At 42.7% G+C, this 15,528-nt stretch carries 11 protein-coding genes; 4 read left to right on the top strand and 7 right to left on the bottom strand.

Annotation, left to right across the window (positions count from 1 at the left end):
- Positions 1-68: 68 nt before the first annotated feature.
- Positions 69-479: an SRPBCC family protein gene (locus ASD40_RS14680; protein WP_057303988.1), complete on the bottom strand. Its 411-nt coding sequence runs from the start codon at positions 477-479 to the stop codon at positions 69-71.
- 209 nt (positions 480-688) lie between these two features.
- Between ASD40_RS14680 and ASD40_RS14675 the strand changes: the two genes are divergently transcribed.
- Positions 689-2,245: an ABC-F family ATP-binding cassette domain-containing protein gene (locus tag ASD40_RS14675; RefSeq protein WP_057303987.1), complete on the top strand. Its 1,557-nt coding sequence runs from the start codon at positions 689-691 to the stop codon at positions 2,243-2,245.
- A 427-nt stretch (positions 2,246-2,672) separates the two neighbouring features.
- On the opposite strand, the gene ASD40_RS14670 is transcribed toward ASD40_RS14675, so the two are convergent.
- A complete protein-coding gene (locus ASD40_RS14670; protein ID WP_057303986.1) occupies positions 2,673-3,626 on the bottom strand; it encodes a helix-turn-helix transcriptional regulator in 954 nt (317 codons plus the stop codon).
- Positions 3,627-3,836: 210 nt separating this feature from the next.
- Between ASD40_RS14670 and modA the strand changes: the two genes are divergently transcribed.
- Complete coding sequence (gene modA, locus ASD40_RS14665; protein ID WP_057303985.1) at positions 3,837-4,655, top strand: molybdate ABC transporter substrate-binding protein; 819 nt, start codon at positions 3,837-3,839, stop codon at positions 4,653-4,655.
- 2 nt (positions 4,656-4,657) lie between these two features.
- The gene (gene modB / locus ASD40_RS14660; protein WP_057304238.1) at positions 4,658-5,329 is read left to right on the top strand and encodes a molybdate ABC transporter permease subunit; all 672 of its coding nucleotides are present in this window, start codon (positions 4,658-4,660) and stop codon (positions 5,327-5,329) included.
- Positions 5,330-5,445: 116 nt separating this feature from the next.
- Here modB and ASD40_RS14655 read toward each other — a convergent pair whose 3' ends face one another.
- From ASD40_RS14655 to ASD40_RS14635, 5 genes are all read right to left on the bottom strand, one after another.
- Complete coding sequence (locus ASD40_RS14655; protein WP_057303984.1) at positions 5,446-6,675, bottom strand: hypothetical protein; 1,230 nt, start codon at positions 6,673-6,675, stop codon at positions 5,446-5,448.
- Between the two features lie 921 nt (positions 6,676-7,596).
- Positions 7,597-7,803: a hypothetical protein gene (locus tag ASD40_RS14650; RefSeq protein ID WP_057303983.1), complete on the bottom strand. Its 207-nt coding sequence runs from the start codon at positions 7,801-7,803 to the stop codon at positions 7,597-7,599.
- Positions 7,804-7,897: 94 nt separating this feature from the next.
- Positions 7,898-8,791: a PhzF family phenazine biosynthesis protein gene (locus tag ASD40_RS14645; protein WP_057303982.1), complete on the bottom strand. Its 894-nt coding sequence runs from the start codon at positions 8,789-8,791 to the stop codon at positions 7,898-7,900.
- A 112-nt stretch (positions 8,792-8,903) separates the two neighbouring features.
- Positions 8,904-12,167 (bottom strand): response regulator, encoded by a 3,264-nt coding sequence (locus ASD40_RS14640; protein WP_156390012.1) that lies wholly within the window; start codon positions 12,165-12,167, stop codon positions 8,904-8,906.
- Between the two features lie 35 nt (positions 12,168-12,202).
- On the bottom strand, positions 12,203-13,486 hold the full coding sequence (locus tag ASD40_RS14635) for an EAL domain-containing protein (protein WP_057303980.1): 1,284 nt from the start codon (positions 13,484-13,486) through the stop codon (positions 12,203-12,205).
- Between the two features lie 273 nt (positions 13,487-13,759).
- Here ASD40_RS14635 and ASD40_RS14630 point away from each other — a divergent pair, with 273 nt between their 5' ends.
- Entirely contained in the window at positions 13,760-14,464 is a 705-nt protein-coding gene (locus ASD40_RS14630; protein ID WP_057303979.1) for a response regulator transcription factor, read from the top strand.
- Positions 14,465-15,528 lie beyond the last annotated feature (1,064 nt).

Below are 15,528 nucleotides of genomic sequence, written 5' to 3'. Positions count from 1 at the left end.
TATTTTGCATAATTTCCTATACAATAAAAAACGTTATCGTTCAAGTGAACGGATAACGTTTTTATCTGTTAAGCGAAGAACTTTTTTAGCGGTTCCCAGTAGTTGATATGCCAACCCTTAGACAAATGTTCACTTTGGTCCTCAGGGAATCCTGTATGGCTCAAGGTTAAGCGGGTTCCCTCCCCTTGTTCCTCCAGCTCGAACTTCACCAGGGAATATACGCCCTCTTCCCAATCCTTGATACGCCATGCTTGAATAATTCGCTTATTTGGCCTTAGCTCTATATTCTTCCCTACGACCATTCCTCCGAAGCAGGAAAAGGTGCCGCTGGATTCGGTCGACGTTTCTGTCGGGGAGCCTCCCATCACCTCACTAAACAGTGTTGCATCGGTCAATGCCTCGTAGATGCGGCTCGGACTCACGGGGAATACCACCTCTTGTTGGATCGTCGATCCACATTTACAAGTTACTGTCGTCATTGTCTTCTATCTCCCTGTACTTGAAGTTGGGCAAATGTTATTTTCCCCAATTCTAGGTAACTTATGAAGGAATATGTAACCATAACAACAAATATTGCGACGTCTAGCTGCTCTAAATGGGGATGGTCTTTTTTGGTGTTGTTCGTTACCTATCGTTTATAATAAAATAGGAATAAAGTAAGAATAGATCAAAAGAAAAGGTGTCATTCATGAGCATATTAAACGTAGAACGACTAAGTCACGGCTTTGGAGACCGCGCCATCTTCAACGATGTATCCTTCCGCTTACTCAAGGGCGAGCACATCGGACTCATCGGCGCTAACGGTGAAGGGAAGTCCACCTTCATGAATATCATTACAGGTAAGCTCCAGCCGGATGACGGCAAGGTCGAATGGTCCAAACGTATGCGCGTTGGTTACCTTGATCAACATGCTGTACTGAACAAAGGCCTTTCGATCCGCGACATCTTAAAGGGAGCCTTTCAATATCTGTTCGACATGGAACAGGAAATGAACGATATGTACGCCAAGATGGGCGACGTAACGCCGGAAGAGCTTGAGCAAATGCTTGAGGATGTTGGAACGATTCAGGATACACTGACGAATCAAGATTTCTACATGATCGATGCCAAGATCGAAGAAACCGCCCGTGGCCTAGGCCTTACGGATATTGGACTGGATAAGGACGTCAATGATTTAAGCGGTGGGCAGCGGACGAAGGTATTGCTTGCGAAGCTTCTGCTCGAAAAGCCGGATATTCTGCTCCTCGATGAGCCGACGAACTATCTCGATGAACAGCATATCGAATGGTTAAAACGCTACCTGCAAGAGTATGAGAATGCCTTCATTCTCATCTCACATGACATTCCGTTCCTTAATAGCGTTATCAACTTGATTTATCACATGGAAAATCAAGCCTTAAACCGTTATGTCGGCGATTACGAGCATTTCCAGCAGGTTCACGAAATGAGAACGTCGCAGCTTGAATCCGCGTATAAGCGTCAACAGCAGGAAATCTCTGAATTAAAAGACTTCGTAGCCCGTAACAAAGCGAGTGTCGCAACGCGGAATATGGCGATGTCCCGGCAAAAGAAGCTGGACAAGATGGAAGTCATCGAGCTGGGCAGAGAGAAACCGAAGCCTCAATTTAATTTCAAGGAGGGGAGAACGGCTGGTAAGCTGATTTTTGAAGCGACTGATCTCGTTATCGGTTACGAGGATCCTTTATCCAGACCGCTCAACCTTCGTATGGAACGAGGTCAGAAGATCGCGCTTGTAGGGGCGAACGGAATCGGTAAAACGACGTTGCTGCGCAGTATTTTAGGTGAAATCAAGTCACTATCCGGATCTGTACAAAAGGGAGATAACCTCCAAATCGGTTACTTCCAACAGGAGATCAAGGATTCCAATAACAACACCTGTATTGAGGAAGTGTGGAATGAGTTCCCCTCGTTCTCACAATTCGAAGTACGCGCGGCGTTAGCCAAATGCGGTCTCACAACCAAGCATATCGAGAGTAAAGTTGTGGTACTCAGCGGTGGTGAGAAAGCGAAGGTTAGGCTTTGCAAGCTGATCAACCGCGAGACGAACTTACTTGTACTCGATGAGCCGACGAACCACTTGGATGTCGATGCGAAGGATGAACTGAAGCGTGCTCTCCAGGCGTACAAAGGCAGCATTCTGCTGATTTCCCATGAACCAGACTTTTATCGCGATGTCGTAACAGAAACATGGAATTGTGAATCTTGGACGACGAAAGTGTTTTAAATTGTGCCTAAGGAGCTTATCTAATCGCTTGCGATTAGGTAAGCTTTTTATATTCATGTATGAGTTGCATGAAGATATTCAAACTGGCATTTTCCCCCGCATCATCCTCATTTCCATTCGTTTCTTGTTAATGAGAACCGTTCGAATGAACCATCCCATTCGTACTCCAAAGCGCACATACATAGGCATACAACTGCACCATATGATCTTTTTTCTCACTAACCCAAGCAAATAATGCAGTATGCTCACCACTCTTCCATGACCGTTCTTCTCATTTGAATTTATTGTAAATGAGATCCCTAGAATTAAAATCAGTCCTTAGACGGAATTCCTCCTCCTCCTTTGACACCAAAGCGATTAAAAAACATGCCAATTCACTAGACCATAAGTGAATTGACATGTTTAAAATAAAATCGTTCTGATATCGTTAAGTCTCGAATATAATGCGCCCTGTCTGAGATAAATCATAACCTTGGATAGGACGCAGCTCATTATGGAAGGATTCCGATTGTAAGACTTGCTTCACTCTCTCAATCCATTCCAGATTCTCCGGTTTCTTTAACATGACAAGGTCATACCGTTCTTGAATAAGCGGAATGAACTCAACGCCGCCAACCATATAGGCTGCTCTTTCAATTCCAATTCCGAAATCCGCTTCACCCGTGGCGACTTTACCAGCTACGCCCATGTGATTCGATTCCTCCTGCTCATAACCGTTTAGCTGCTGATGTGGGATTCCATGAAGACGGAGCTGCTCATCGAGAAGAACACGTGCGCCGGAACCTTTTTCACGATTGACCAATTGAAGTCCAGACTTCTTGAGATCAGCCCACCCGTAAATCTGTTTAGGATTTCCTTGCTTAACGTATAGGCCAGCCGAACGTGAAACGAGATTCATAACAAGATAAGAAGAACCCGTCAGTAATTTTCGGATATAGGGAATGTTATATTCACCGGTGTCACCATCCAGCAAATGGGTGCTGACAATATCAGATTCACCCTTATACATCGAAATTAAGCTATCTAGACTTCCCACGTATGAACGAAGCGGTCTGTAATTGGGTACATGTCTCTCGATATGTTTGGCTAAAATGTCCAAGCTAATGTCTTGTCCAGTTATAACTAGAGATTGTTTCGAAGATGAGGCAGCATAAGATTTCTGCTGTGTAGGAGGCTCGGCCAGATCCTTTTTAGGGGTAGAGGCTATACCTCCTTTCGTACGTGTTTTATAGGCTTCGAGATCCGATGCGTCTACACGCATTTGCTTTCCGACACGATAGGAAGGCAGATCCCCTTTTTTAATTAAATCATAGACGGTTAGTTTGGAGATTTTCAAAAGTTTGGATATTTCTTCCGTTGTATAGGAAATGTCAGCTGTCATTGTAAGCCTCCAAAGACACGTTTTTCATAAAGTAGCGTAGATTTACTCCTACATCAAAACTGTTGATACATTATCATCTATCATAAGCTGATAAATAGGGTATTTCAATCCCGCTGTTTACTAATTAAATATGGTTTAATATAATGATCAATAATTATACTATTTCATTTATAATCAAATATATATGAACTTAAGATTGGAGGGAACACAATGCTAAAAATAAGAGTGTTTAGTTATGTTTTATTATGTTTTATTATAACTACTCTGATCATCACAGGTTGTGCGAGTAAAAAGGAGCAGCCTGCTGCAAATTCAACACAAGTACCCATCGAGAAAGTAGAATTAACGATTTCCGCAGCCGCAAGCTTAACCGATGCCTTCAAAGAGATTCAAACGAATTACGAGAGCAAAAACAAACAAATCAAACTCAATTTTAACTTCGGAGCTTCGGGGGCTCTGCAACAACAAATCGAACAAGGGGCTCCTGCAGATTTATTCTTTTCGGCAGCGACTAAAAATATGAAAACCCTAGTTGACAAGCAGTTGATTGATCCAACACAGCAAAAAGGCTTGCTAATTAATGAATTAGTTCTCGTAGTTCCCGCTGATGGCAAAGTGGCCGTACAAAAAACAGAAGATTTAACAAACGAAATGATCAAGCACTTAGCAATTGGAGAACCGCAGACCGTTCCTGCTGGCAGCTACGCCAAAGAAGCATTGACTAACGCGAAGCTTTGGGATACGCTTCAAGCCAAAATCGTACAGGGCAAGGATGTACGCCAAGTACTTACCTACGTAGAGTCTGGGAATGCCGAAGCCGGGTTTGTTTATAAGACTGATGCGCTGACTTCAAAAAATGTTAAAGTAACTTTCAGTGTTGATCCAAAAACGTACACCCCCATTGAATATCCTGCCGGCATTGTAAAAGCAACCAAACACAGCAAAGAAACCGCTGACTTTTACACATATCTTCAAAGTAAAGAAGCCCAAGATGTGTTTGTAAAATACGGCTTCTCTATTCCAAAATGATGATGAAACAGATAAACTGGACAGAATTTGCTTATCCTATATTCCTTTCGTTAAAGGTTGCCGTCGTATCCAGCATTTTTGTTCTTTTGATTGGTGGATTAGCAGCTTGGGGAATGTCGCGGCGGTACTTTCGCGGAAAGACATTGTTAGAAACTACGTTTCTTCTGCCTTTGGTACTGCCTCCGACTGTCGTAGGCTTTATCTTGCTGGTCCTATTGGGTAAAAAGAGTTGGATTGGGTACCTCATGGAAAGCTTCTTCAATCAGTCGATCATCTTTACATGGGGGGCTGCGGTGATCGCTTCGATCGTGGTGGCTTTTCCTTTAGTCTATCAAACGATGAAAACCGGATTTTCTTCGGTCAATAAGGATCTGGAAGACGCAGGGAGATCAACGGGAGCAAACGAGTGGCAAGTTCTACGATATATAACCTTACCTTTGGCATGGCGCTCGGTTACGGCAGCTTACATTCTTGGCTTTGCTCGAGGGCTGGGGGAATTCGGCGCAACACTAATGATAGCAGGCAACATCCCTCACAAAACCCAAACTTTGCCTACCGCCATCTATATTGCTGTGGAATCTGGTGATCAAACCCTCGCATGGTGCTGGGCAGGAGTCATAATCATTATCTCATTCGGACTGATGTTTTTCGCTAACCGCAAACCCAAGAGTTAGAGAAGTTGAATGTATAAGAAAACTCGTACCACTTTTTTTAGGTCCGGAAAAAACAGGAGTTTTATTTATAATTTCCGGACCTGATTAATTCATAAGGCCACTCTACTAAATATACCTTATGGACGCACCCATTTGGCTCCTTGCCAAGTATGAATGTAATACCACAACTCTCCGTTTGGAGACTTCCATTCACGTGAAGCGGTGACGGTTTGTGGTGTAAAGGTAAGCTCCTGCGTAGTCAATGAAGCATCCATATACGGTGTATCCAGTGCAATGGATGCCGCCGTCAGTTCAAGACTAACATCACTCAGCTTTACCCCAAATTTGGCATCGTTATCGAAGTCACCAGTGAACCGGGAAGAGATTTCCTTGGCCAAGTTGATCCATTTGCCAGAACCATCTGTAACGACAAAGTACCAACCATCTATTTTTCCAATCGCATGAACGGTTTGCGGCAGTTGAGGCCCAGGTAACTCGTCGCTATAAGGGAATGGTAATTGGTAATAGTGAAATGGGACAGGAATGTCGAGTTTAAGATCGACCTTCTCTACACCCTCAAATCCAAGTCCATGGGAATCATCTGCGTGTATCCATCTTAATCCTTTGGATGTATCGACCTTATACCAGACGCTTGGAGGGACCATTCGCGCTTGCTGCATATACTTCTCAATAGGCTTTACTATCTGAGGGGTCAGTTTCGGCTCGTCAGACAAAGGCTTCTCGAAAGGCAACATATAAACTTCAGTATCCTGTTCAATCGATATCATTCCTTCGACCGGAGAACCTTTGTATTTTTCTGCATAATGATACGGACGAACCCACTTGTCGCCAAGCCACGAAGTTTTGATTAAATACCACTTATCATTGGAGTAGCATGGCGTATAAGGGTCGCACACAGAGATAGAGGCAACCGCTTGAACCGTTTGCGGAGAGAGTTTGTACGCGGTCATCTTCATCGATGACGCTGAGTCATACAGATCTGTTTCCTTTTCAAGTAAAGTCAGTGTTTGCTCCTGAAGCTCCATTTGTCCGTATTTGTACGCGCCATCCTTCAAGTTAATCCATGCTTCACCAAGCCATGTCATAACCGGCACTTTATCCATACCAGTGATGCCCAGCAGCATGTTACTCTCTATCGGAGCTAAGTGGACAGACTGGAAGGCGCTAAGCGAGCCGATGGCCTCATCTGATCTTGTTTCCTTGCTTGCATATAAAGTAAACTCATCCAACAAGGTTATATAAGGCATAGCACTTGGTGCAGCAAGCTCCTGTTCAGCATGAGAGAGCTGCGGCCCGGATAGTACAATTATGGCTGCGGCTAGCAGCGAGGTTAACCATTTGCTCAAACTATTCATCTCCTTTCGATAATTAGACGTGAGTTTTGCATGAAAGTTACAATTTTTCCCTCAAATTGTCCAACGCATGACAAAGCGCCCCACCGATTGTCCGATAAGGCGCTCAAAGATGTTACTGATATTCCAAAGCTATTTTCCCGTAGCTACCGCAACATTATTTTGGACAACTTGATATATGATAACCGAGGCAAAAACGAGCACAGAAATCGTCGCATAAATTCTTCGAGGATTCTGGTACCACTTTGGAAACTGCTGAAGTCGTTTAGGTGATTGAAAGCCTGAACCATATGCCATGCTGAATTGCTTCGTTAAAAGGTGCCCTCTCTTCTGTGGCAACCTCATTGGTTAGTTTCTCGGTTTGATGCAAAGTATTGTCTGATGCATCACAAATTACGTCAATGACGTGTATGCTTAGCCAATTGCTTGCTAATCCGTAGTAATGTTGTACGTTGTACAACTTTAGGCGGCTAAATCCACTTTTCCCAAGCGAATATTGCATAAAATACAACAATTTTAGCCAAAAGTAGCTATGTATCCTATAAAACGGTTAAATTGTTGTACAACATACAACATCCTTAGCTTTCCCGGAAAAAAACAAGGATATTGTTGTACGCTGTACAACTTACCTACCTAATTCTCCATTTCTCTCACAAACCAGAAAACAATAACCAGGAAAATATAGTCAATCACCGGAAGATTATGCATGTGTCCACAATCTCACTCAGCTCAGTCAAATCCATAGCAAACCATGCTAAATAGGGGCAAGCTTTCGCCTTTCGCCTTTCGTCCTTCGTCTTACGTCCTACCCAAAGCTACACCCTCTGAGCAAGGAAAGGGCCGCAATGTTGTGTTATTTATCTATTAAAAAAAGCCACATTGAACACTCTCAACATGGCTCACCTATTTTTCATTTTAATTCAATCTGCCGGGCTCTTTGTTAACTTCAAAATTAGTCGTATCGCTATAACTTTCACCCATCGCCTGATAGTTAGACGGAACTTCTTCATCGGTCTTGTCCACATTATTCGAGATAGCGTTATCCTCGTTCTCTTCCGGATTCGAGGTTATGGCCCAGCTAACTGGACGTCCAAGCTTCTTATGCAATTCATTTTGATCCAAAGAAATCCCTCCGTTATCTCACTAAATGCACTTCGCGTTATTGTTACTCAAAGGAGCGTATTTCATTCCAGTGATATATCCGTAAGCGCCCGCACTATATGGAGACCTCGAAATCTTTAACATGAACAGCAGTACCCTTAATCTCTATGCCATATTGATCATTGTTTGGTGTTACTGTTACGTGAATTCTGCCATCCCGGCCCATCTCATGGCCTTGCTCAATTAAAAGATTTAGTGGAGAGTCAGCTTCCTTGTTCAAATATTTGGCATAATAAGCCCCCATTACACCAGAAGCGGTGCCAGTTACCGGGTCCTCAATCGTACCGGAATAAGGAGATGAAAAATGACGAGCATGCATGTGCGCATTCACATCGTATGTTTCTAAGCAGAAAGGATGTACCGATGCGTTTGGCAATTCTTTTAATACCTCTGGGAATTGCTTATTATTCGGTTTCATTGCCTTGAAAGTACTAAGGCTTTTTATCGGGACTAACAACGTCCATATGCCCGTACTTCCATACACTGTTGGTAGATTGGTTTCTATATCTTCTTCTTGAATCCCCATAACAGATGCCAAATCTTTCAGTGAACTATTGAACTCTTGGAATTGCGGAGGGGCTTGCTGCATCGTTATGTAAATCCCTTTATTCAGTTGTGAGTCAAATCTAATCGATAATACGCCTGCCTTTGTTTCAATCGTCAAATCAGTTTGATCTCCAAGCAACCCTTTTGTTTTCAATGCATAAATGGTCGCCATTGTAGCATGACCACAGAGATTCATTTCATGACCAGGTGTAAAGAACCGAATCTGGAGATCAGCTTTTTCGGACTTAAGCGGGAAAGCCGTTTCATTAAAACCAACTTGTTCTGCTATTTTTTGCATGTCATCATCAGAAAGCGTCTCGCCTTCCAATACGACGCCCGCAGGGTTACCCATGTTAGGAATATGACTGAATGCATCGTAATGATAAACTTTTATTGTTTTCATATCGTACACCTGCCTTTTCACTATAAATCTTCATGTCTCTATTATATGATTTTTTTCCTCCTCAAAAAAAGAAAAAGCTGCCGCGGCAGCTTCCAAAGTTAGAACCAGTCATCTAACGACTCCAATAATTTGCTTGCAGGTCATCTTGCTTCATACCAAGTATCCGCTCAATTTCAATCTGAATACGTATAACCCCCTCATGACAGACATCCAGATTTATTCCGTCTGCCATCACTTTTTCCAAAGCCAGAACCGCTGTTAACAACGGCTCCGCGTAGAAATTGGCTGCAATACCTTTAAGCGTATGAACCATTCTGCGTGCAGTCGCATTCTCCTGATTGATGATCAAAGGAAAAAATTGTTCTGAGAAATTACGGTAATCCTGCTTAAATTTCTCCATCATATATTGAAGAATATGTATTTTATGATCGATATTTCTCATGATTTGCGTGGTGTCTACACCCTCTATTTCAAATAACCAACTCGGATTTAACCACTTCTCCAACATATCGGAAAGCTGCTTTTCATCTACTGGTTTAATCAGGATGTCATTCAGCCCAAGTTTAAGAACTTCCGGTCGTTCCTGCATCATGACATCTGCCGTAAGGGCAATGATCGGAATCCTATTCATCTGTTTGAGCTTCCTCAGCCGCTGTGTTGCCTCATAACCATCCATCTCAGGCATATGAATATCCATTAGAATCAGTTTCCATTCCTGCTGATCAACAAGTTCCAGGACTTCATAGCCATTCTGCGCAATAACCGCTTGGTAACCTAATTGTTCAAGAAGGCCAACAATCACCAATTGATTAATTTCATTATCCTCAGCAACTAAAATATTACCTTTGGACATAGAAGACAAGTTATTTACTTCAATGGATTTGTTTGCAGAGGCTTGAAATTCCTCCAGTACGCGTTGATTCAAAGCCTGTAAACTGTTCTGCAATGTCAGCCTGCTGACGGGCTTAACAATAACTGCATCCGCTTTCAGCTCCGATGGCAGTTCGGACATTTCCTCTCTGCCTTCAAGTGTTGTAAACGCAATCACTCTCGTCTTTGAGCGATCTATCGATTCTAAGACACGACGCCAAGTGGCTGGATGCTGCATTTGATCCATTTGCATATCCAGGAATAGATAGTCATTTACAGACTTGTTCGCGCTACCATGTTCCAATGAAGTAAACAATTCGGATGAGGAAGTAACCGTATCCACTTGAAACAGAAAGGAATCTAGGAGCTCCGATAAATGCTGCGCTACAACTGGATGATCTTCAGCTAAGAGCGCACGGTTATTCCCCTGCAGCAGCCCAGCGTGCTTATGCAACCGATTTGCCCCTTTCCCTGCATTCCCCTTTGCACCAAACATCAGGCTAAAATAAAAGCAGCTGCCTTCCCCGAGGACCGTATCCACCTGCAAAACGCCCCCCATAGACTGCACCAAATGCTGACAAATGACTAGTCCTAACCCGGTACCGCCATACCTGCGGCTAATGGATGTATCTGCTTGCGAGAACGGTAAGAATAGCTGCGATAGCTGTTCCTTAGAAATACCAATTCCAGAGTCTTCCATTGTAAAAGAAACAACGACTCCTTCGTCCACATATTTCTCGACCCGAACTTTCAAACGGATATAGCCTTGCTTCGTAAATTTAATCGCATTATTAGATAAATTAATGAGTACTTGTTCTAGACGAAAGGAATCCCCGCTAACGATATCTGGTAAATCTGCTGGAGTATCCAGCATGATCTCGATTCGCTTCTTGCCTATAGATATACTGACCAGATCAGCAACCTTTTGGAGAGATAGCTCTAGTGAGAAATCCACCATCTCTAAGATCATTTTGCCGGCCTCGATTTTTGAGAAATCAAGAATATCGTTAATCGTTGCAAGCAGGACATTAGAGGAACAATCAATTTTGTCCAAATAATCCTTCTGAATCGCCGTTAATTCTGTCCGTTGTAAAAGTAAGGAAAGTCCAATAATACCGTTCAGAGGCGTGCGTATTTCATGACTCATCCTCGCTAGAAACTTACTCTTCGCCCTGTTGGACTCATCCGCTTCCTCACGCTTCTTCAAGTCGGTTATATCATGTACCGTGCCGGTGACGCCGGTGATTTCTGTTTTATCCTCATTGAATAAAGGGGACAAAGTGACGTTATACGCATGCTGATTGCCATCCGGAAGCAGGAAATTGATCGCAAATTGCTGCGTTTTCCCCCTCTCAATCGTTTGTACGAATATCCGCTCCCACTTCTCCGGGTCATCCATCTGGACCAGGTCCGTTAATTGCTGTCCCTTTGCTTGCTCAGGCTCTAGCTGAAAGGTCTGATCCATTTTGTAGTTCGTAGAGGAGATACTTCCGTCCAGTCGAAATTTGAAAATAAAGTCCTCCGAATTTTCCACCAACGTCCGATATTGCTCATCTCTGACTCTCGCTTTGATTTGCGCGGCACGGTGCTCGGTCACATCCACAGCAGATCCAATTACTTCATTGACGGAGCCATACTTATATATGGGTTGTAAGTTAACAAGGATCGTAGAACCGTTGCAATCGTATTCATACGAGACTCGTTCACCTTCCCAAGCCTTATCATAATGCTGCTTTACGAATTGTTTAAATTCTTCACTTAATACATGGACTTCGTCCAACTCTTTTCCGATGAATTGACTAGGTCTCAGACCAAGATGATAAACCAACTGTCCTTCAAATAGAACGTAAACGTATCGATCCCAGTGTTTATGGAGTTTGAATGTAAACCCTGCTTGAAAGCGCAGCATATCGATTAGTTCCTGTTCCACTTGATAGATCTTCTGCTTGTACTCACGAGCCCGGACCAAATATCGCACAAAACAAGCAACAAGAAACGAACAAAGCAGCTGCGTGAAAATATAACTGTAGAAGATATCAAATGGTGTTCGATAAACAAACCAAATCATCGTATAATAGGACGGGTAGAAAATAACGCTTCCATATAACCATTTAAGCCAATATGATCGCGCTCTAGCAAAAATAATACTGGTCCCCGTGACAGCAATCATGCCAAATATCAGCTGTGGAATTTCTATGTGACCTTCAAAAATGTAACGCCCTATCCATAAGCAAACATATGTAATACTTAAGGAGAGGAATCCTCCTAGATAAATTGAAAGCAGTAGGGCTATTCCGCGAAAGTTAATAATAACGTGATCATCAACAGGGGTACTGAAGTGTAAGAGGACAAAAACCAACATGCCATATGAAAGCCCAATAAAAACCTTATAGAGCCAAGCAGGCTTCTCATTCAGTTTCATCGTGATGGAAAGCTGTTCCACAAATAATACAAAAATCGTTATAATAGCAAAATTGGTAATCAAGGCGTGAAGCAGAGTAATCACCAGCCTATATCGACATAGAATGTAGGATAATCACGCTATCCTGTCTGTTTGGTTTCTAGATGCAGCATTTCCTCGATACGCTTCGCCATGACCGGTTGGCTGAAATAATAGCCTTGGACCAGTCTGCAGCCACACTCCCGCAGTACTTGAAGCTCCTCCTCTGTCTCTACACCTTCCGCTACAACGAGAAGATTCAAATTTCTAGCCATCGTAACCATCGTGTTTACGATAACCGCATTCACTTGTTTATGTATCAATCCCTTAATAAAGGACTGGTCAATTTTCAATTTATCAATGGGAAAATCTCTGAGATACCCGAGTGAGCTATATCCGGTACCAAAATCATCCATCGCAACGCGAACACCCAGCTTCTTCAGCTGTCGAAGTGCGTCTGCAGCCAGCTCAACTTGCATACTCATACTTTCCGTAATTTCGAGCTCCAAGTACTTGGGCTGTAAGCCCGTTTTCTCCAAAATAGTCTGAATCATCCGGCTAAGCCGGCTATCATTGAACTGTCGTCTAGACAGATTAACCGCTACAAACACCTTGGAAAGGCCAGCTTCCTGCCACCGCTTGTTCTGCATACAGGCTTCCTTCAGTACCCATTCCCCTATTTCATGAATAAGACCGCTTTCTTCCGCTACTGGGATGAAATCCGAAGGAGGCACCTGACCCAAAGTAGGATTATGCCAACGAATCAGGCTCTCTAGTCCTACAATTCGATTCGAATATACATCAACGACTGGTTGATAAACAAGATGAAATTCATGATTATCAATTGCTCTTCGCAAGTGAAACTCGATGTCCATGCGCCGTTGGAACCGATCTTGTTTATGTGGTTGGGAGGCAGAGAGAACGATTCCTTCCATTCCTGCTGCATAAAAGGGAGAGTCATAGACGCCTTGAACCCCGTTCTGAATCGCCATTTTGCATCGTTCTAGGAAATAAGAAGTTACAATTTTATTTTTCAATTCTTGGGCTAACATTTCTTTATGAAAATAATCTGCCGCACCTAGCCGCATCGCTTGAATGGTCTTCATAGAACATTCGGGTGTATGCGTACTTAGTACTACGACAGGAATAGGACTATGGTTCATGATAAGATGAAGCGCAAGTAGTCCATCTGCGTTAACCATATCTAAATCAATGATGACCAAATCCGGTTTATTCGACAAGATGCAGTCAAGTACGGCGTTTCCATGCTTCGCCATACCTGTCATTACGAACTGTGTATCCTTCTCGATTAAGGATCCTACTTCTGATCTTAATTCATTTGAATCACTTACAATTAGAACACCATACCCGTCCAAAAGACCCATTTCCCCACCACCCTTACAAGCAATAGATACGCATTATCTCTATTATACTTTCCACTTATTAGGTTACTTACATAAATGGTACGATTTCCCCCTTCTATTTTCACTAATAATTTACTAACAATTTCTCATTAAATGTCAATGATCGCGGTTTACTCTTAAATTTCGACACCGTATAATAGAATTAATGAGTAAAGTGTTAGCACATGCATTCCCTCTGTTCATTTACACGGATTTTGGTATTGGAAAATTTAGCTTAGTTTGGGGGAGTTTCTAATGGACAGAGTTCTACTAATTGAGGACGATGATATTATCGGAGAAATGATCTGTATGTATCTGAAAGAGGAAGACTTCTTAGTCCTAAGGTCCCACAACGGTCAGGAAGGCCTAGCAGCATTGCATGAATTTGAACCGGATCTTATTCTTCTCGATCTCAATCTTCCTGACTTCGAAGGAATTGAGCTGTGTACGTCCATTCGGAATATAACTCCTGTGCCCATTATTATCATTTCATCCGACTCCAGAGTGAGCGAAAAAATTGAAGCATTCACAGTAGGTGCAGACGATTATTTAGTCAAACCATTCAGCATGCATGAGATGAAAGCCAGAATACAAGCACTCTTACGTCGTTTCAAATTGGGACATCCTACCGAGACCACAACACTTCATGCAGATCATGAAGTTACCGTACCAGCCACGGATTTATACATGAATTTGGAAAAAAGAACGCTCTACGTCCGAGGCGAATCCATCGAAATGACGTTCTCCGAATTCGAGCTTATCCGGCTGCTGTACGAGCATCCCGAACGCGTTTACCGCCGAGAAGATCTCATAAATGCATTACGTGGTTTCGATTCCTACATAAACGACCGCGCCATTGATGTTCATATTACGAATTTGCGCAGAAAAATTGAAGTCAATCCCAAAGAACCGAAATACATAAAAACCGTGTGGGGCGTAGGCTATAAATTTGTCATGTGAAGGTGGGGCTGTCCCAAAAGGTCAATTAGATCTTGAGGGCAGCCCTATTTTTGTCGCATAAGGGAATGCTAGCTACTGAGAGAAATAAGAGCCTTTGGGAGCTTCTATTTTCGCAAAAAGTGGCTATTAGAGCGGAATAAAAGCCTTTAGAGGCTCTTATTTGTCATTGACAGGATGAAAAGCTAGCTACTCTCAGAAATAAGGGTCTTTGGGAGCTTCTATTTTCGCAAAAAGTGGTTATTGGAGCGGACTAAGAGCCTTTAGAGGCTCTTATTTGTCGTTGATAAGATGAAAAGCTAGCTACTCTGAGAAATAAGGGTCTTTGGGAGCTTCTATTTTCGCAAAAAGTGGCTATTGGAGTGGAATAAGAGCCTTTAGAGGCTCTTATTTGTCGTTGATAGGATGAAAAGCTAGCTACTCTCAGAAATAAGGGTCTTTGGGAGCTTCTATTTAACATAGGGTAGTAATAACTCCAAGATTTTGGTTTTAGAGTCGTTCAGCAGCTATGTGTGGGAAGATTGGCAATCGTGGTTACACATGTTGTAATTTCTACAACAATTCACACGCCCAAGGACTGTTTTGCAAGTTGAAGTTGCAGGTTATACAACATTTCGAACCAATTTGTTGCGAAATGGCCTGTATGCGCCCCCATTGTTGTACGTAATACAATAACGAAGGGAGAAAACCGGGATCTAGGCAGCAATTGTTGCATTTTTACAACATCATTCAACCGCGAATAGGGATGCATTCATCCGGGTTCTCAATTGAGCAAATTTGACGATGGATTCCGATTCAGGGCATCTCTCGGCAGATAAAGTATTCTTTTTGAGCTTAACTTGCTTCGATGCCCCATTTCCAATCAACTTCTTCCAAGAGAGTCCAACTTAAGCTGCAAACTCCTGCATCTATCCCCCTCTACTCCCTCTGATTTCATTCCTTCAGTGTCGTAAAACAAGGCAATTTGTTGAAACTAGATCTTTATACAAACTTTTACTAATTTTTAGCAAAAATTGGTTGACATAGAAATCATTGATCCTTTAGTATTGGACTTCTGAGACCACGCT

Source organism: Paenibacillus sp. Root444D2 (assembly GCF_001426375.1).
Classification (GTDB): domain Bacteria; phylum Bacillota; class Bacilli; order Paenibacillales; family NBRC-103111; genus Paenibacillus_E.
The sequence above is the reverse complement of the archived record's forward strand: the minus strand, read 5'-3'. Positions and strand labels throughout refer to the sequence as shown.

Coding starts and splice junctions, on each gene's coding strand:
- ASD40_RS14680 (WP_057303988.1), bottom strand. CDS start 479: ATGACGACAGTAACTTGTAAATGTGGATCGACGATCCAACAAGAGGTG.
- ASD40_RS14675 (WP_057303987.1), top strand. CDS start 689: ATGAGCATATTAAACGTAGAACGACTAAGTCACGGCTTTGGAGACCGC.
- ASD40_RS14670 (WP_057303986.1), bottom strand. CDS start 3,626: ATGACAGCTGACATTTCCTATACAACGGAAGAAATATCCAAACTTTTG.
- modA (WP_057303985.1), top strand. CDS start 3,837: ATGCTAAAAATAAGAGTGTTTAGTTATGTTTTATTATGTTTTATTATA.
- modB (WP_057304238.1), top strand. CDS start 4,658: ATGAAACAGATAAACTGGACAGAATTTGCTTATCCTATATTCCTTTCG.
- ASD40_RS14645 (WP_057303982.1), bottom strand. CDS start 8,791: ATGAAAACAATAAAAGTTTATCATTACGATGCATTCAGTCATATTCCT.
- ASD40_RS14635 (WP_057303980.1), bottom strand. CDS start 13,486: ATGGGTCTTTTGGACGGGTATGGTGTTCTAATTGTAAGTGATTCAAAT.
- ASD40_RS14630 (WP_057303979.1), top strand. CDS start 13,760: ATGGACAGAGTTCTACTAATTGAGGACGATGATATTATCGGAGAAATG.